The sequence below is a fragment of the Sphaerisporangium sp. TRM90804 genome (assembly GCF_029846175.1).
GTDB lineage: Bacteria > Actinomycetota > Actinomycetes > Streptosporangiales > Streptosporangiaceae > Sphaerisporangium.
This window is the reverse complement of the sequence record NZ_JARWAC010000028.1, coordinates 62205-79973: the sequence shown is the minus strand read 5'-3', so window position 1 is coordinate 79973 and position 17769 is coordinate 62205. Positions and strand designations below refer to the sequence as shown.

16 protein-coding genes are annotated in these 17769 nt (G+C 74.2%); 8 read left to right on the top strand and 8 right to left on the bottom strand.

Annotated elements, in window-relative coordinates; genetic code table 11:
• Nucleotides 1-79: 79 nt before the first annotated feature.
• Nucleotides 80-538 (top strand): MarR family transcriptional regulator, encoded by a 459-nt coding sequence (locus PYR91_RS30910; RefSeq protein WP_279785558.1) that lies wholly within the window; start codon nt 80-82, stop codon nt 536-538.
• A 10-nt stretch (nt 539-548) separates the two neighbouring features.
• Here the strand turns inward: PYR91_RS30910 and PYR91_RS30905 are convergent, their stop codons facing one another.
• The gene (locus PYR91_RS30905; protein ID WP_279785556.1) at nt 549-1043 is read right to left on the bottom strand and encodes a DUF1003 domain-containing protein; all 495 of its coding nucleotides are present in this window, start codon (nt 1041-1043) and stop codon (nt 549-551) included.
• Nucleotides 1033-2307, bottom strand: coding sequence for a CBS domain-containing protein (locus tag PYR91_RS30900; RefSeq protein ID WP_279785632.1), 1275 nt, complete (start codon nt 2305-2307; stop codon nt 1033-1035). The genes PYR91_RS30905 and PYR91_RS30900 overlap by 11 nt, the downstream gene beginning before the upstream one ends.
• Nucleotides 2308-2433: 126 nt before the next feature.
• Between PYR91_RS30900 and PYR91_RS30895 the strand changes: the two genes are divergently transcribed.
• Complete coding sequence (locus PYR91_RS30895) at nt 2434-3447, top strand: DMT family transporter (protein ID WP_279785555.1); 1014 nt, start codon at nt 2434-2436, stop codon at nt 3445-3447.
• 352 nt (nt 3448-3799) lie between these two features.
• Here PYR91_RS30895 and PYR91_RS30890 read toward each other — a convergent pair whose 3' ends face one another.
• Entirely contained in the window at nt 3800-4363 is a 564-nt protein-coding gene (locus PYR91_RS30890) for a biotin transporter BioY (RefSeq protein ID WP_279785554.1), read from the bottom strand.
• A 150-nt stretch (nt 4364-4513) separates the two neighbouring features.
• On the opposite strand from PYR91_RS30890, the gene PYR91_RS30885 reads away from it, so the two are divergent.
• Nucleotides 4514-5452 carry a CoA ester lyase gene (locus PYR91_RS30885; protein ID WP_279785553.1) on the top strand — a complete coding sequence of 313 codons (939 nt, stop codon included), beginning with the start codon at nt 4514-4516 and terminating at the stop codon, nt 5450-5452.
• 85 nt (nt 5453-5537) lie between these two features.
• Here PYR91_RS30885 and PYR91_RS30880 read toward each other — a convergent pair whose 3' ends face one another.
• The gene (locus tag PYR91_RS30880; RefSeq protein WP_279785552.1) at nt 5538-6107 is read right to left on the bottom strand and encodes a DUF6529 family protein; all 570 of its coding nucleotides are present in this window, start codon (nt 6105-6107) and stop codon (nt 5538-5540) included.
• A gap of 12 nt (nt 6108-6119) precedes the next feature.
• Nucleotides 6120-6818: a hypothetical protein gene (locus tag PYR91_RS30875; RefSeq protein ID WP_279785551.1), complete on the bottom strand. Its 699-nt coding sequence runs from the start codon at nt 6816-6818 to the stop codon at nt 6120-6122.
• 503 nt (nt 6819-7321) lie between these two features.
• Between PYR91_RS30875 and PYR91_RS30870 the strand changes: the two genes are divergently transcribed.
• Nucleotides 7322-8146, top strand: a complete 825-nt coding sequence (locus PYR91_RS30870; protein ID WP_279785549.1) for a type II CAAX endopeptidase family protein — start codon at nt 7322-7324, stop codon at nt 8144-8146.
• A 270-nt stretch (nt 8147-8416) separates the two neighbouring features.
• A complete protein-coding gene (locus PYR91_RS30865; RefSeq protein ID WP_279785548.1) occupies nt 8417-11791 on the top strand; it encodes a hypothetical protein in 3375 nt (1124 codons plus the stop codon).
• A 10-nt stretch (nt 11792-11801) separates the two neighbouring features.
• On the opposite strand, the gene PYR91_RS30860 is transcribed toward PYR91_RS30865, so the two are convergent.
• The gene (locus tag PYR91_RS30860; protein WP_279785546.1) at nt 11802-12203 is read right to left on the bottom strand and encodes an NUDIX hydrolase; all 402 of its coding nucleotides are present in this window, start codon (nt 12201-12203) and stop codon (nt 11802-11804) included.
• A gap of 72 nt (nt 12204-12275) precedes the next feature.
• Between PYR91_RS30860 and PYR91_RS30855 the strand changes: the two genes are divergently transcribed.
• The 3 genes from PYR91_RS30855 to PYR91_RS30845 all read left to right on the top strand — a co-directional run bounded on the left by PYR91_RS30855 (nt 12276) and on the right by PYR91_RS30845 (nt 14860).
• A complete protein-coding gene (locus PYR91_RS30855; protein ID WP_279785544.1) occupies nt 12276-12911 on the top strand; it encodes a DUF6758 family protein in 636 nt (211 codons plus the stop codon).
• A gap of 100 nt (nt 12912-13011) precedes the next feature.
• On the top strand, nt 13012-13728 hold the full coding sequence (locus PYR91_RS30850; protein WP_279785543.1) for an MBL fold metallo-hydrolase: 717 nt from the start codon (nt 13012-13014) through the stop codon (nt 13726-13728).
• A 139-nt stretch (nt 13729-13867) separates the two neighbouring features.
• Nucleotides 13868-14860, top strand: coding sequence for a PD-(D/E)XK nuclease family protein (locus PYR91_RS30845; RefSeq protein WP_279785541.1), 993 nt, complete (start codon nt 13868-13870; stop codon nt 14858-14860).
• Nucleotides 14861-14890: 30 nt separating this feature from the next.
• On the opposite strand, the gene PYR91_RS30840 is transcribed toward PYR91_RS30845, so the two are convergent.
• Both PYR91_RS30840 and PYR91_RS30835 read right to left on the bottom strand, forming a co-directional pair.
• Entirely contained in the window at nt 14891-15769 is an 879-nt protein-coding gene (locus tag PYR91_RS30840) for an alpha/beta fold hydrolase (RefSeq protein ID WP_279785540.1), read from the bottom strand.
• A 179-nt stretch (nt 15770-15948) separates the two neighbouring features.
• Nucleotides 15949-17769 (bottom strand): DEAD/DEAH box helicase, encoded by a 1821-nt coding sequence (locus PYR91_RS30835; protein ID WP_279785538.1) that lies wholly within the window; start codon nt 17767-17769, stop codon nt 15949-15951.

Sequence of the window (17769 nt, the reverse complement as noted above, 5' to 3'; positions counted from 1 at the left end):
AACCGTGAGCTCTTCGCGGCCCGCCAAGAGAGCGCAATGTAGAGGTGTGTGCGCTTATGCAACCTTCTAGGATGACCGCGTGACCTCCAGCATGGCGGAGATCAGTCCGCGGCAGCTCGTCGTCTGGCGCATGTTGCAGCGGGCACAGGCACAGATCACCCGCGGTCTGGAGACCGACCTGCTGAGCGGGCACGACCTGGCCCCCGCCGCCTACGACGTCCTGCAGACACTGGCGGGGAGCCCCGACCGCCGGCTGCGCATGAACGACCTCGCCGACCGCGTCCTGCTGTCCCGCAGCGGGCTGACGCGGCTGATCGACCGGCTCCAGCGCGAGGGCCTGGTGGAGCGCGCGGCCTGCCCGAGCGATGCCCGGGGGCTGTTCGCGGTGCTTACCGATTCGGGCGAGAACCGTCTCTCCGAGGCCACCCCCACCTACCTGCGCGCCATCCAGCGGGAGTTCCTGGACGTGCTCGGGGAGGAGGAGCTGCGGCAGTGCGCCGCGATGCTCGCCAAGCTCTTCGCCACCGGCGCCCGCTGACCGGGCCGGGTCACCGCCGGTCGCGCGGGTCGGCCCGGTCGAACCCGTCGCGCCCCTCGCCGAGCAGCCGCTCCAGCTCTCCCCTGATGTAGTCGCGGGTGGCCAGCTCGCCGAGCGCGAGCCGCAGTCCCGCGATCTCCCTGGTCAGGTACTCCACCTCCGCCTGGTTGCGCTCGGTGGCCACCCGGTCCTGCTCGGTCTGGACGCGGTCGCGGTCGGCCTGCCGGTTCTGGGCCAGCAGGATCAGCGGGGCGGCGTACGAGGCCTGAAGCGAGAGCATCAGGGTCAGGAAGATGAACGGGTAGGGGTCGAACACCAGCGGCGCGGGCGCCACGATGTTCCAGACCACCCAGATCGCGATGACCCCGGTCATGTAGACCAGGAACCGCGCCGTGCCGAGGAAGCGGGCGAACCGCTCGGACACCCGCCCGAACGCCTCGGGGTCGTAGTGCGGGCGCAGGCCGCGGCGCAGCTCCCGGGGCTGGTCCAGCCGCTCAACCGCCACCGGGCACCTCCGGCCCGCCCAGGGCGGGCGCGGCGTCGCCGTCGGGCGCGGTCTGCTCGTCGCGCTCGCGCCAGCCCGGCGGCAGCAGGTGGTCCAGCACGTCGTCGACCGTGACGGCCCCCACGAGCCGGCCGTTCTCGTCCACCACCGGGGCCGCCACCAGGTTGTAGGCGGCCAGGTACGAGGTCACCCCCGCCAGCGGCAGGTCCGGGCGTATGGGGTCGATGCTGCGGTCGATGGCCCCGCCGAGCAGCGAGGACGGCGGCACGCGCAGCAGCGCCTGGAAGTGGGCCACGCCCAGGTATCTCCCGGTCGGGGTCTCGACGGGCGGCCGGGTGACGTACACCTGGGCGGCGACCGGCGGCGTGATGTCCTGGCGTCGTATCTCGGCCAGGGCCTCGGCGATGGTCGCGTGCGGCGGCAGGATGATGGGCTGGCTGGTCATCATGCCGCCGGCCGTGTTCTCGGCGTACGTCATCAGCCGCAGCACCGGCGCGGCCTCGCGCGGCTCCATGCGGGCGAGCAGCGCCTGGGCCTGCGGGGGCGCCAGGTCCTGCAGCAGGTCGGCGGCGTCGTCGGGGTCCATGGCCGCGAGCACGTCGGCGGCGCGCTCGGCGTCCAGGCGGTTGAGGATGCCGATCTGGTCGCGTTCCGGCAGCTCCTCAAGCACGTCGGCGAGCCGCTCGTCCTGCAGGGCGGCCGCCACCTCCGCCCGCCGCTTGACGGGCAGGTGGCGCAGCGCGTTGGCCAGGTCGGCGGGGCGGGTCTCCTCGAAGGCGGCGAGCAGGTTGGCCGCGCCCTGGTCGGCCTGCACCGCGCCGAACCCGGAGACCTCCGCCCAGTCGACGACCAGCGTCTCGCCGCGCCGCCGCCGCAGGCCCCGCCCGGCGCCGCGCAGCACCGCCACCTTGGTGATCAGCCACTCGCCGGTCCTGCCGGCCTCCATGGCGAGGTCGAGCACCGTGGCGCTCTGGCCGCCGGCCTCGACGGTCAGGTCCAGCAGCTCCCCGATGGCCAGGGACTCGGTCGTGTGCTTCTCGAAGCGGCGCATGTTGATGCTGCCGGTGAAGATCACGGCGTCGGCCTCGATGCCGCGGACGCGGGTGATGGGCAGGAAGACCTGGCGCCGCTGTACCTCGACCACGAGGCCGTGCACGCGGGGCGGGTCGTTGGCGCGCAGGGCCACCACGACGTCGCGTACCCGGCCGATGCGGTCCCCGGTGGGATCGAACACCGCGGTCCCCGCCAGCCTGGCGATGAAGATCCTCACTCTCGCAGCGTACGAGGTCAGCGGGGGTTCGCCCTGTCGGCCCCCTTTAAAAGCCTTTCCAACGCGCATTCGGTTGTGACAGCATCAAACGCATTGAACACTACTGACAGGAGGTGCGTGATGAAGGGCACTGCTCTCGCGGTGGCGGTCACGTCGTCCTTGTGCTTCGGCTTCTCCGGCCCGATGGCCAAGTTCCTCGGCGCCGGCGGGCTGACCCCCCTGCAGGCGGTGTGGGTGCGCATGGCCGGCGCGGCCCTGCTGCTCGTCCTGCTCCTGGCGGTGTTCCGGCCGAAGGCGCTGCGCATCCCGCCCGGCAGGCTGGGGTTCTTCGCCGCGTACGGGCTGATCGCCGTGGCCGGCGTCCAGGCGTTGTTCTTCACCGCCATCACGCGCCTGCCGGTCGGCGTGGTTCTGCTGCTGGAGTTCACCTCGCCCGTCGTGGTGGTGCTGTGGGTGCGCTTCGTCAGGCGGGTGCGGCTGGCGCGCTCGGCCTACGCCGGGGCGGTCATCGTTGTGATCGGCCTCGGGGTGGTCGTCGAGGCGTGGCGCGGGCTGGCGCTGGACGGCATCGGCCTCCTGCTGGGCCTGGCCGCGGCGGCGTGCTGCGCGGGGTACTTCCTGATGAGCGACGGCTTCGGCGACGACGTCGAGCCGCTCGGGCTGATCGTCTGGGGCCTGGCGGGGGCCGCCGTCGTGCTGGCCCCGCTGTCGCGGCCGTGGGAGATCCCCTGGGGGGCGTTCACGACGCAGGCCACCCTGGGCGGCAACACCCTTCCCGTGCTCGCCGCCGCGCTCTGGCTGGTCGCGATCGCCACCGTGCTGGCGTACTTCACCGGCGTCGTCGCCGTCCGCCGCCTGACGGCCGCGGTGGGCGCCACCGTCGCCTCACTGGAGGTGGTCGCCGGCGCGGTGATCGCGTGGTTCCTGGTGGGCGAGCGCCTCGGCGCGGCGCAGATCATCGGCGGGGCCGTGGTGCTGGCCGGAGCCCTGCTGGCTCAGGCGGCCACCACCGGCACCAGCCGGACGACCTCCGAGCCGGAGGCCCAGCGCTCGGTGAGGCCCTCGGCGTCGACGGCGTTGAGGCGCTCCTTCGCCAGGACGGCGACCGCCCCGGCCGCCGAGGACGAGCGCTGATCGACCACCTCGACGTCGGCGTCGAACCGGACGAGCTCGGCGCCGTTGTCCTTGCTGCGCAGGGTCACCCGGACCCGTGAGGCGCTCGTGAGGCCGGGCAGCGGCTGCTCGCCGCCGCCGGTCACCACGTAGACGGCGCCCTCGTGCCAGACGTGCCAGGCGAGCCGGTCACGTCCGGACAGGGAGATCCACAGGACGCTCGACTTCTTGGCGCCCTCTTCGATCAGCGAGTGGCTCACACCAGCAATGTACGGCCCGGCGGCCCTCCGGGCACGGCCCGCGGGTCCCCGCGCGCGGGCGGCGGTGCCGGACGGGCGCGGCGAGGGGGGCCGTCCGGCGGGCGGGGCGCCGGTCAGCGGCGGGTGAGCTTCCACGCCGCGGGCAGCAGGCCGGTGGCGACCAGCACCTTGACCGCGTCGCCGATCAGGAACGGCACGACGCCTGCGGCGAAGGCGGCGGGCAGGCTGAGGCCCGTGGCGACCATCAGCCAGGGCACGCCCACGGCGTAGATCAGCAGCGTGCCGAAGAGCATCGTGGCGAAGGTGCGCGGAGCCGTGCGGTCGCCGCCGCGGCTCGCCAGCGCGCCGACGACCGACGCGGCGAGCACGAAGCCGACCACGTAGCCGAGCGTCGCGTTGCCGCCCGAGGAGGCGAACCACGGCACCCCGAGCTGCCCGAGCGCCAGGTACAGCGCCATCCCGAGGAAGGCGCGCGGCAGGCCGAGCGCCGCGCCCGCCAGCAGGACCGCGAAGGTCTGGAGCGTGAACGGCACGGGCGTGCCCGGCAGCGGGATGCTGACCTGCGCGGCCACGCCGGTCAGGCCGGCCGCGCCGATCACCAGGGCGGCGTCGCGCACCAGGCTTTTAGGGATGAGATCGGACAGGACGGCCGGATGGGCCGCGTAGGCGTCGTTCATCGTTCTTGCGCTCCTTGTACCGAAGGTGTGGTGTCCATTGTCGGGAGGTCCGCTGGAGAATCGGTGGGAGATCCGCGCCAACAACGGGGAGTCCCCTTTGTGACGCGCCCACATGCGGGGGTGGCGCGGGGCGGCGGCTACGGTGACCCCATGCGCTCTCGTCGATCGTGTCTGGCGGTGCCCGGCAGCAACCCCCGCTTCCTGGAGAAGGCGCAGGGGCTGCCGGCCGACGAGGTCTTCCTCGACCTGGAGGACTCGGTCGCACCCCAGGCCAAGGAGCAGGCCAGGAAGAACGTCGTCGAGGCCCTGCGCACCGGCGACTGGACGGGCAGGACACGGGTCGTCCGCGTCAACGACCTGTCGACGCCGTGGACGTACCGCGACGTGATCGAGGTCGTGGAGGGGGCCGGCGACTCCCTCGACTGCCTGATGCTGCCCAAGGTGGAGGACGCCGTCCACGTGGCCTGGCTCGACCTCCTGCTCACGCAGGTCGAGAAGGCCAACGGGCTGCCGGTCGGGCGCATCGGGGTCGAGGCGCAGATCGAGAGCGCGCGCGGCCTCGTCGAGGTCGACACGATCGCCGCGGCGTCGCCGCGGCTGGAGGCCCTGGTGTTCGGCCCCGCCGACTTCATGGCGTCGATCAACATGCGCGGCCTGGTGGTCGGCCGCCAGCCCGCGGGGTACACCGAGGGCGACGCCTACCACTACGTGCTGATGCGCATCCTCATGGCCGCGCGCGCGCACGGCCTCCAGGCCGTCGACGGGCCGTATCTGGCCGTGCGCGACGCCGAGGGGTTCGACCTGACGGCGCGCAGGTCGGCGGCGCTCGGGTTCGACGGCAAGTGGGTGCTGCACCCCTCGCAGATCGAGGCGGCCAACGAGATCTTCTCGCCGTCCCAGGAGGACTACGACCACGCCGAGCTGATCCTGGACGCCTACGAGCACGCCACGACGGTCGACCGGCGCGGCGCGGTCATGCTGGGCGAGGAGATGATCGACGAGGCGTCGCGCAAGATGGCGCTGGTCGTCGCCGCCAAGGGCCGCGCGGCGGGGATGTCGCGCACCAGCGCTTTCGAGCCGCCCGCCTGAGCGGACGCGTCCGGCCCGTCCCCGCCTGGGCCGGACGCGCCCGGCTCGTTCTGACCCCGGGTCCGGGGCGCTCCTGGCCGGGGCGTCAGAGCGCGATGCCGAACGTCGTGAAGAACCAGAAGGACGACGTCAGCCACAGGCCGGTGAGCGTGGTGAACAGCAGGCCGCCGAGGACCGGCAGCGTCCAGCCCGGCAGGTCCCGCTTGGGCAGCGAGAGCATCTTGGCCACGAACACGCCGTAGAAGAAGGTTCCGAGCAGCGAGTGCACCAGCACACGCGGGACGTCGAACTGCGCGCCCAGCGCGTACAGGCAGTGGAAGGCGACCGGGACCGACAGCAGGAAGGCCGTGCGCCCCGACCACCGGTGCAGGGTGGCGGTCCAGGACGGCGCCCGCACCCCGCGGAGCTTGCCGTACATCGCCATCGCGGAGACGACCTGCACGATGGCGAGCAGGAACGTGCCGGTCGCGAGCCACGACTTCATGGCCTGGGCGCCGGAGAAGCCGGACAGACCCACGGCGAAGCCGGTAGGTGTGTGGGCGCGGCCGTACACGCCGAGCACGACGGCCACGAAGCCGCCGGCGAGCAGCGGCACGAGCCAGGGAGCGGCGCCGCGCTTCTCGGCGGCGGGCATGGCGGGCTGGGGGATCGTCATGAGATGTCCTCGTCAGAATCGGTCGATGAAGGCGTCGGTGTCCTCGGGCCGCAGCTCGGCGCCGTCGACCGTGACGGGGGAGCCGGGGGTCAGCTCGGGGGCGCGCGAGGAGGACCCGTCGGCGGCGACCAGGCCCACCTGCCGCCCGCTCGGCAGCACGATCCATCCGCCGACCAGCCGGGCGCCGCGTACCGTGGCCACGGCCCGGTACAGGCCGGACGGCTTCTTGACCAGCGGGGCGGTGAACCGCCACTTGCCCTTGCCCACCTGCAGCTTGCCCTGCGCCTTGCCGTCGCCGAGCGCCGCGGTGATCAGCGAGTCGTTCTTGCCGGTCAGCGTGACGGTGTTGTTCTCGGCCGTGCCCTTGAGCCACGCCTCGACGCGCCCGTCGCAGAAGTAGGCGACGGCCTTGCCGTTCTTGATCGAGACGGCCACCAGGCCCCCGTTGCCCTGCGCCACCCCCGCGTAGTCGGCGCGCTTGGGAGTGGTGTCGGCGGGCTCGGCCTCGGCGGTCCCCGTCGGCCCGGGCACGGTCTGCGCCGTGACCGTCGGGCCGGGCACGGCCGCGCCGGTGCGCGCGGCGGCGGCCGGCTCGCCCTCGGCGACGGCCACGGTGTCGGCCTCCGGCGCGGTGCTGACGCTCAGCACGCCCAAGACGGCGGTGAGGACCAGTCCGGAGACCAGTGTCAGAAACGGCCCCTGCGGTTTCATGATCTCCCCCTGGAGATTGTGGATGCTGATCGCAGTCTGAGGCCTGGCGGTGGTCCTGTCTGTGGAGAATTGCGCACAGCGGCCCGATCCACGGCGCGGACGATGGTTCGCGCGGAAGCGACCCGCGTCGCGCGGGGTGATGACGCGGTGAGGAGAATGGGGTGATGCACGATCCGTCGCACGGGCCCCAGCCGCCGCCCTCGGGAGACGGACCTCAGCCGTCCCCGGAGTGGCGGCCCTCACCGCCTCAGCCGGGATGGGGCCCAGGGCAGCCTCAGCCGGGGTACGGCGCCCCGCCTCCGGCCCCTCAGCCGGGGTACGGCGCTCCGCCTCCGCCGCCCCAGCCGGGGTACGGGGCTTCGCCCGCGCCCGCTTCGTACTACCCGGGGGCCGGTCCGTGGCAGAGGCCGCCGGCGCCCGCGCCGCGCGTCGTCCCGCCGCCGCCGGGCACCCGGTACGACCACCTGGCGCGCACGCCGCTGCACCGGTGGTGGCGACCGCTGGTGGGGACGGTCGCCGTCGCCCTGGCCTACCTGGTGACCGGGGTGGTGGTGATCTCGGCGGGCGTCCTGGTCGCGCAGCTCACCGGCATCCCGGTGCTCATGGAGGACGGCCGGCTGTTCGGCGAGCCGGTCTACGACCTGGCCGTCATGCTGCTGTCGATCGCGGCGGTGCTGCCCCTGGTGTTCGGCGCCGCCTGGCTGATCCAGCGGCGCCCGCCCGGCACGCTGTCGTCGGTGCTCGGGCGGCTGCGCTGGAGGTGGTTGCTCACGTGCACGGGCCTGGCCGTGCTGTCGCTCCTGTTCGGGCAGGCGGCGCTGGTGGCGACGCTCGCGCTGACCGGCGAGGACGTCGGAGACCTCTTCGGGTGGACGGGCTGGGACCGCTTCCTGCCGGGGCTGGTGGTGATCGCGCTGCTGGTGCCCTTCCAGGCGGCGGCCGAGGAGTACGTCTTCCGCGGCTGGCTGCTCCAGGCGTTCGGCGCCTACTTCCGCACGCCGTGGCCGGGCATCCTGCTCGGCGCCGCGGCGTTCACCGCGCTGCACGCGTACACCGACTGGGGCATCGTCGACGTCTTCGCGTTCGGCGCGCTGATGGGCTGGCTGGCCGTGCGCACCGGCGGCCTGGAGGCGCCGATCGCGCTGCACGTCGTCAACAACGTCGTCAGCTTCGTCCCCGCCGCCGCGGCCGGGGATCTGGCGGACGCCTTGCGTCAGGGCGCGGTGCCCTGGCAGTCGCTCGCGGGGACCGTCGTGCAGCTCGGCTTCTTCACGGTTGCCGTGATAATAATCGCCCAAAAACGGGCAATTCCCTCACTCTCTAGATAAATCTGACTAGAGAGGTCTCGCCAGGAGTGCCCTCCACGTGTTGCTCTGGAAGCTGTGCGGGCCGGCAGTCGGTCCGAGGAGGTGCGCGCTGGCGGCGAGGGCGAGGGCGGCCGTGGATCCGAACGTTCAGGTGATCACCGCCGGTGGGCGGGTATCAGTAGGATCGAGCTTGATCCGCGGGCATATCAATGCATGTCCGGAACTTCGGTGGAACGGTCCTAAATCACGGCTATCAGACTGCGTTAGGCTGCCGACGAGGAGGTGCTGAGCGTGGCCTCGGGCCCTCACGACCCGCGCTCGTCATGGTGGTCGGCGGACGACGCCGACCACGGGAGCACGTCACGCCGATCCGGGTCCCACCCGGCTCAGACATCACCGCCGACCCTTCACCACTTCCCGCCGGGCCCCTCCGGCGAAGGCTCGCGCGGGCTCCCGCTCGACTCGCCGTGGGCGCTGCCGCCCTTCGGCGCCCCCACCGAGAACGACGGCTCGCCCGGCGCGGAGGATCCCGCCGAGCCCCCGCGCCCGACCGTCGGGCGCCATCCCTACGCCCGCCCCGCCGGCGGCCCGCCCGCCGAACCCCGCCACAGCGCCGGCCGCACACCGCCGGACCACGACGAGGACCCCGCGCCGGGGGAGTGGACCGCCGACCCCTCCGCCGACTGGCGATTCCAGGGAACCCCCGCGTGGGGCTCTGAGTCGTCCCCTGAGTGGCGTTCCCCCGGCTCGCCCGACGACTGGGACCCGCGCGCCGCGCCGGAGCCGGAGTGGGACCCCCGGGCCGCCGCCGAGCCGGTGTGGGAGGAGCCTCCCGCCTGGGGGGCGCGCCAGGCCGGGCGGTCCGAGCCCCCGGCCGAGTCCACCGACCCGTCCCCGCCGCCGCGCCGCCTGGTGGACCGGCCCGACAAGCTGGTCGCCTCCGGCCCGCCGCGCACGCCCGCGCCTCCCGCCGGCGACTCGGGGATCCGGGTGCACCCGCGCATCCCCGCCGAGCCCGAAGCGGCGCACGGGCGACGCCCCGGGGCCGGCCTCGCCACCAGCGGGCCGCCGGGCCATCCCTCCCCCAGGGACCCGGCCGGCCCCGCGCCGGGCCGGGACGGCGGCGAGTACGGCGACGAGTACGACGAGTACGACGACGGCCGTCCGCCCGGCGACCACGACCCGCACGAGGGCGCGCCCCCCGCACGGCCCGACATCCTCGTGGCCTCGGGCCCGGCCAGGCCTCGCGGCGGCGGGCGCGGACGCCACCACCGCGACCAGGCCGCCGCCCGCGCGCAGCGAAGGCCCGCCCGCCCGCGGCCGGTTCCGCCGCGCAGGCCCGCCGCGCCGCCGCGCCGCGCCTCCCCGCGCGGCCTGCTCACCCCCGTGGTCGTCATCGTGGCGCTGCTCGCCGCTGCCGGGCTCGGCCTGGCGATCGTCAACTGGGTGAACTCCCCGGTCAGCTCCGGCCTGCGCCTCGCGGCCGGCGACGGCGGCTCGGGCGACCGGGCGTTCGTCGCCCCGCCCGGCATCAGCGGCAACGGCTCCAGCCAGGTGCTCAACGCGGTCACCTCCGTCGGCTCCACCGTCGTCGCGGTCGGCAGCGACACCACCAGCCCCGTGCCCCGGCCGCTCTTCCTGGTCTCGACCGACGCCGGGCGGTCCTGGGAGCTCGGCAGGGTCGCCGTGCCCGCCGGCTACCAGCCCGCCGGCTCGGCGGGGCGCGTCACCGGGGGCGGCGGACGCTGGCTCGCCGCCGGCACCGAGGCGCCCGGCACCGCCGGACCGGCGGCCAGGGGCATGTGGACCAGCACCGACGGCCGTTCCTGGACGGCGGTCGACCCGGCGCGGCTCACGGCGTTCTGGAGCGGCGACCGCATCACCGACCTGGCGCGGACGGCGAGCGGCTTCGTCGCCGTCGGCTCCACCACCCTCCAAAACGGCGGGTACGGCCCCGTGGCCTGGGTGTCCCCCGACGGGCAGAGCTGGAGCCGTGTGGACACCCGCGAGATCGGCACCACCGACAAGGTGCGCGCGATCCGCGCGGTGGTCGCCAAGGGCGACGCCGTGGTCGCGCTCGCCGACCCCGGCAAGGGGGACACCACCTCGGTGATCCTCCGCTCCCCGGACGGCGGCAGGACGTGGCTGCGCACGGCCGCCGCGCTGCCGGGCGTGCGGCCAGAGCCGGGCGCCCTCGCCGTGGCAGAGAAGGGCTTCCTGCTCGTCCCCACGCTGCAGAAGTCCACGGCGGGTGACGTCCGGGTGTACTGCTCCGACCTCGGCGACGCGTGGCGCCAGTGCGGCGTGATCGACGGCCTCGGGCGCGAGGCGACCGGCGTGCGCGGGCTGGCCTCCTCCTCGGCGGGCGTGGCCGCGGTCGCGGAGGCGGGCTGGGAGCGGTACGCCGTCTTCACCAGCGCCGACGGCAAGAACTGGACCGAGAGCACCGACCTCGGGCAGATCCCCGGCACCCTGCGCGGCCTCGCGATCACCGACAAGGGCACGCTGGTCGCCGCAGGCGACCAGCGGGCGGGCGGCCTGGACAACCTCGCGGTGCTGATGACGGCGGCCAAGGGCAAGGCCGCGGCCCCGGTGCCGCTCGCCGACATCAGCGGCCTCACCCGCTCGGCGCGCGACACCACCGCGCTGGTCGCGGCGGGGGACTCCTTCGTCGCCGTCGGCTCGGTCAAGGGCGACGCGGGAATCTGGACCAGCCCGGCCGGGCAGAACTGGAAGCCCGTGGACTCCTCGGCCCTCGGCGGCGCCGGGCGCCAGTCGCTCAACGACGTCGCGCACGGCCCCCGGGGCTGGCTGGCCGTCGGCAGCACCACGGCCGACTCGGCGTTCGTCAAGCCGCTGCTCGTCGCCTCCACCGACGGGCGCTCGTGGCGGCCCCCGCCGGACTCTCCCGCCCTGAACGCCGCCGGCCGGTACGCGGTCGTCCCCCGCGTGGTCGCGGCCGGCCCCGAGGGCTACGTGCTGGCCGGGGACGACAGCGGCCCCGGCGGCGTCGTGGCCGCGCTGTGGTTCACCGCCGACCTGCGCCGCTACGCCAGGGCCGCGCCGCAGGGCCTGCCCGCCGGCGGCGCCGACGTGCGCATCGAGGACATCACCGCCACCCCCGAGGGCTACCTGGCCGTCGGCGGCTCGGGGACCGCGGGCCGCACGAGCGGCGTGGTCTGGGTGTCGCGGGACGGCCTGAAGTGGACGGCGCACAAGCGGGTGATCCCCGAGGGGGCGCGGTCGGCCGCGCTGCGCAGGGTGTCCGTGCGCGACGACGAGGTGGTCGCCGTGGGCACCGCCCTGACCGACAAGGGCGTCGAGCAGCCGTTCGCCGCCGTCTCCGGCGACGAGGGCGTCACCTGGCAGTACTCCTGGCTCCCCGCCGGCGCCCCGGCCACCGTGCTCGACATGACCTCCTCGGCCTCCGGCCTGGTCGCCGTGGGCTCCTACGGCGCCCCCGCGACCGGCGACAGCACGGTCTGGACCTCCGAGGACGGCCGCGAATGGCAGCGCCACGCCCTCACCGGCGACGGCATGACCGGCGACGGCGCCCAGTGGCTGGGCGCCATAGCGGTCGTCGACGACAGGGTCGTGGCCGTGGGCCGCTCCACCACCTACACCTCCGACCACCTCACCCTGTGGCGCACGACGTTCAGCCGGTGAGCCGCGGCGCTCAGCGGGCCGGCGGCAGGACGCGCCACAGGTTCAGGGCGTCGATCAGCCCGGAGGTCAGGGGCAGGGCCGCCAGGGTCTCGGGTGCGAACCAGCCCACCTCGGCGGCGTCGTCGCCGGGGCGGGGGGTGCCCTTCACCATCACGGCGAGGTAGTCGTAGATCTCGTAGACGACGCCGCCGGGGCCGGGACGGTCGACGGTGCCGGCCAGGGCTCCCACCGCGACCTTCAGGCCGGTCTCCTCCAGCAGCTCGCGCCGCAGGGCCTGCGCGTCGGACTCACCGGGCTCCACCCGGCCGCCCGGGAGAGACCACAGCCCCTCGCCGGGCGGACGCCCGCGCCGGATCAGCAGCAGCCTGCCGTCGCCGTCGAGCACGATGCCGCCCACGCACCTCACACGCATACGCCAAGATTACGCCGGGATAACGAATCGGCCCTTGACTTCACCGCACGGGCCGAAGCACCGTGGATAACTGTGAGAGCCGCGCCAATCTGCCCTCGGTGCTTCGGACCGCTGCGTCCGCCGAGCGAATGGTCCACCGAATGGCGGTGCGGCGTCCACGGCGCCGTCCTGCCCTTCACCTCCAGGGGGCCTTCCAGCGAGACGCTCGACCTGCTCAGAGCCGACTCGCGCGTCCCGTTCTGGCTGCCCTGGCCACTGCCGACCGGCTGGCTCGTGACCGGCTTCGGCGACGTGCGCGACTCCGGCGCGGGCGTCCACGCGGGCGTGGTGGCCCTGTCGGGCCCCTCGGTGACCTACGGGCCCGCCGACCTGCTCATCGTCGCCGAGGAGCCGGGCGTCGGGCTCGGCGCGGCGTTCGCCGGCATCGACGGCCCCGACCCCGGGCCGGGGTTCGACGCCGGCCCGCCGAACGCCAAGGCCGAGGCGGTCGGGCACCCCACGGCGCTGTGGTGGGTGGAGAGCCTGCCCGACCGGGCGGTGTACGTCGGCGAGGCCATGGGCCACTGGCTGTGGATGATCGCGTGGCCGGCCGAGGCGGGGTGCATGGTGGCGCTCACCGAGCTGTCCCTGCGCGACCTGACCGACGACGAGCAGGAGTTCGACCTGCCCTACGGCGCGGTCTGCCCGCGTCTGGAGGTCGGCCCCTGACCCCCGGGCCGCCGTCCGGGGCGGCTCCGGCCGCGTTTCGCCCACAACCCATGCCGATTGCTTATCGAGACGGCTTCCAGTGTTCGGTAAGGTCGTGGCCGTGACAGCGCGTATCGAGCGAGTGGTGACCGAGGGCGTCGTGACCGTCGACGGCGCCGAGCACAAGGTCGAGAACAACACCTGGATCATCGGCGACGATTCGGAGGTGATCGTCATCGACCCCGCGCGCGACGCGGAGGCGATCCTCTCCAGTGTGGGCGAGCGCGAGGTGCTCGCGGTGATCTGCACCCATGGCCTGCCCGACCACGTGGGCGGCGCCATCGAGGTCGCGGCCCGCGACGAGGCCGTCGTCGCCCTCAACCGCAAGGACCGCCAACTCTGGCGCGAGACCTGGCAGGACACCTACCCCGACATCGACATGGAGGACGAAGGCCTCTTCGGGGTCGCCGACGTCGAACTGGAGGTGATGACCACGCCGGGCATCACCCTGGGCGGCGTCTGCCTCTACGTCGAGGCCATGGGTGCGGTGTTCACGGGCAAGACGCTGCTGGCCGACGGCCCCGGCAAGATCGGCGGGGAGTATCCCGCGCTGGCCGACCAGCTCACGGCGATCGGCGAGCGGCTCTTCACCCTGCCGCACGACACCCGGGTCCTGCCCGCGCACGGCGAGGAGACCACCATCGGCGATCTGGAGCCCCACTTCGACGACTGGCTGTCGGGCGGGCTGACCGGCGGGGGCGACACCCCGGCCGAGGAGGGCCCGCTCGCCGACGGCACCCGGGCGGCCGGCATCAGGCTCAACCTCAACGGCGACTGACCTCGGCGGCCCGCCCCCGGGCGGGCCAGGCGCCACCCGGTCGTGCCCTCGCGCGGCCGGGCCGATCCAGGCGTCCGCACGTCCGGGCGCCCTGGGGTGAGGGAAGAGGCTGGCAGTGGGGCAACTCCCCCTTGAAGGCATGCCCAAGCGGCTGTACTCCTGTACGCCGTCCCGGTTGAACACCTGGCTCGACTGCCCCCGGCGGTACCGCTTCACCTACCTCGACCGGCCCGCACCCAAGAGGGGCCACTCCTGGGCGCACAACAGCCTGGGAGCCTCCGTGCACAACGCGCTCGCCGCGTGGTGGCGCGAGCCGTACGACCGCAGGACGCCCGTCATGGCCGCCCTGCTGGTCACCAAGGGGTGGATCACCGAGGGGTACCGCGACCCCGAGCAGTCGGCCCTGTGGCTCGGCCGCGCCCGCGCCATGGTCACCGACTACACCGGCACGCTCGACCCGTCCGACGAGCCGGTGGGCGTCGAGCGCACCGTGGCCACGCGCACACCGGTCATCGCGGTGTCCGGGCGGGTCGACCGCATCGACAGGCGCGGCGACGAGCTGGTGATCGTCGACTACAAGACCGGCAGGCGTCCCCTCACCGAGGACGACGCCCGCTCCTCGCTCGCGCTGGCGATCTACGCGGTGGCCTCGTCGCGGGTCCTGCACCGGCCCTGCCACCGCGTGGAGCTCCACCACCTGCCCACGGCCTCGGTCGCCGTCTGGGAGCACACCGACGCGTCCCTGCGCCGTCACATCGGCCGTGCCGAGGACATGGCGGTCGAGGCCTCCGAGGCCGACGAGCGCTACCGCGCCTGGCGCGCCGACGCCGTCAAGCACCGGCCCCGGCCCAAGACGGCCCCCGCGGCCCCCGCCGAACCCGAGGCGCGGCAGGCGGCGTCGCCGACGGAGAGCGCCATCCGCACGGCCTTCGCCCCGTCGCCGCCCGGCACCGGGCAGGTCTCGGTGCCGCCGGAGATCGACAAGACGTTCCCGCCGCGGCCGGGCCCGATCTGCCCCTGGTGCGACTACCGCGACCACTGCCCCGAGGGCCAGGCCGCAGGCCCGGCCGCCCGCCCCTGGGACGGCGTCGTCGACTCCCCCGGCCCCGCAGAGGCGGACACCGGCGCCTGACGCTTCGGGCGCCGCCGGGCACGCCCGGGATCAGGCGGAGTGGAGCAGGCGCTGTTCGGCCTGGTTCCAGAAGCGGGTGAGCGCGTGCGCGGTGGTCTCGGGGGCCTCGACCGCGGGGGAGTGCAGCGCCCCCGGCACCACGACGCAGTCGGCCTCCAGGCGGTGCGCCATCTCGGCCTGCAGCGCCGGCGGCCAGCCGTCATCGTGCTCGCCGTACAGCACGAGCGTGGCGACCCCCGCCTGCTTCAGGTCGTCGACCCGGTCGCGGGCGGCGAGCACCTCCTCGGCCATGGCCACCAGGCCGGCGGCGGAGTTGGAGAAGAGCCGCTTGCGCAGGAAGGCCACGATGTCGTCGGGCACGCCTTTGACGAGCGCCTCGGGCTCCAGGCGGTGCGCCCACAGGTGCTCCAGCCCGACCTCGGGAAGCTCGCGCAGCATGGCCCTGGCGGCCTTCTCGCGCGACCCGACGATGCCGGACGGCCCGGAGCTCATCAGCGTGTAGGACGCCAGCCTCGTGGCCCCGCCGATCACGGTCTCGCGCGTGACCAGGCCGCCGAAGGAGTGGCCCACGAGGTGCACCGGCTCGCCGCCGCCGACGACCGTGGCCACGGCGTCGATGTCCTCACCCAGGGCCTCGCAGCTGTAGGCGCCGGGGTGGTCGGGGCCGTCGGTCTCGTACTGGCCCCGCATGTCGATGGCGATGATCCGGCGCCCCGCCTGGGCGAGGGTCTCGAAGATCGCGATGAAGTCCTCTTTGCTGCCGGTGTAGCCCGGTACGAGCAGGGCGGGCCAGCGTTCCGGGAGGCCGCGGACGGGCACCGCCTCAAGGGCCGCGAAGCTGCCCACGGGCGTCTCGATCCGCTGTTCGCGGACGCCGGGGGGCAGGCTGAGGAAACGCGGCGTGCTCACGTGGCACCACGATACCGAGGGTTCATCGCGGCGACACCGCCAAACCCCGGACGTCGGTTGTGTGGCCGGCGTTCGCCGTCCCACCTGGGCAGGCATACGGCGGGGCGGGCCGCCTGGGAGGCGTCCCGCCGTCGTCACCGCCGTGGCCGTAGCGGCCGCGGTTCATCATGCGCGCCTGTTCAGCCCTTCCGGGGGGTTCGCTGGAAGGCCGGCCGCCTGCGCTGGACGCGCTCGGTGGCCGCCGAGGGCGCCACCTCGTCGTCCACCGAGGCGAGGTCGGGCGAGCGGAAGATCACCGAGAACGGGGAGGCCGGGATGATGCGCTCGGGCTCCAGCGGCTCGTCGTCGGGCTCGGGCTGGAACCGCGGCTGGGCCGGGGCCCGCCTCGGGGCGCGCACCTCGTCGGCGTCGACCAGCGGCTCCTGGGCCACGGGCGCGGGCGCCACGGCCTCAAGCCTGGGCTCGGCCCGCACGGCCACGGGCGCGACCTCGGCGGGCGCGCCGGACGGCGCCGCCTTGCCGGCTCCCCTGCGGGAGCGCCGGGGCGCCGGGGCCTCGGGCTCGGAGGTCAGGATGTCGCCCTGCGCGACCTCGCTGTACAAAGGCTTCACGATCTCCTCGGAGACGGCCGGTACGGCCGCCTCGGGCTCGGGGGCCGCCACCGTGCCGAGCGGCTCCACCGTCTCGGTGACGGCGGGCACGGTCTCGAACTCGGCGGACTCGGGCGTGCGCCCGCCGCGGGTGCGGCGGCGCTGGCGGTTGCGGGCCGGGCGCTCCCTGCGCTCGGCGCGGTCGCGCTCCTCCTCGCGGTCGCGGCGGACCGAGGAGCGGTGACGGCCGGTCTCGCCGACGTCCTCGACCTGCTCGGCCGCAAGCCCGGCCCGGGACCGCTGCGCCCTGGGCAGCACGCCCTTGGTGCCGGCGGGGATGCCGAGGGCGGCGAAGATGTGCGGGGAGGTGGAGTAGCTCTCGACCGGCTCGGCGAAGTCGAGGCCCAGGGCGTTGTTGATGACCTTCCAGCGGGTGAGGTCCTCCCACTCGACGAAGGTCAGGGCGACGCCGGTGCGCCCCGCCCGGCCGGTGCGGCCGATGCGGTGGACGTAGGCCTTCTCGTCCTGCGGGCAGTCGTAGTTGATGACGTGCGTGACGTCGTCGATGTCGATGCCGCGCGCCGCCACGTCGGTGGCCACCAGCACGTCGACCTTGCCGTTGCGGAACGCGCGCAGCGCCTGCTCGCGCTGGCCCTGGCCGAGGTCGCCGTGGACGGCCGCCGCGGCGAACCCGCGCTCCTTGAGCTGCTCGGACACCATGTCGCAGGCCCGCTTGGTCTCGCAGAACACCATCGTGAGCCCGCGGCCCTCGCACTGGAGGACACGCGCCACGATCTCGATCTTGTCCATGCGGTGGACCCGGAAGACGTGCTGGACGGTCTTGGACGGGCTGTCGCTGTCGGCGTCGGCGTTCTCGGCGCGCACGTGGGTCGGCCGGGACAGGTAACGGCGCGACAGGGTGACGATCTCACCCGGCATCGTCGCCGAGAACAGCATGGTCTGCCGGTCGGCCGGGATGAGCTTCATGATGCGCTCGATGTCGGGCAGGAAGCCCAGGTCGAGCATGCGATCGGCCTCGTCGAGCACCAGCATGGAGATCTGGCTCAGGTCGAGGTGCTTCTGGCTCACCAGGTCGAGCAGACGGCCGGGGGTGCCCACGACGACGTCGACGCCCTGCTTGAGCGACTCGATCTGCGGCTCGTAGGCGCGCCCGCCGTACACGGTCAGGATGCGCGAGCCCAGCTTGCCGCCGGCGACGACCAGGTCTTCGGTGACCTGGAGTGCCAGCTCGCGGGTCGGCACGACCACGAGCCCGCGGGGCTTCTTGCGGTTCTTACGGGGCTTGCCGACGCGCTGCAGCATGGCCACGCCGAAGGCGTAGGTCTTGCCGGTGCCCGTGCGCGCCTGCCCGATGACATCGTTCCCGCTGATCGCGAGGGGGAGGGCCAT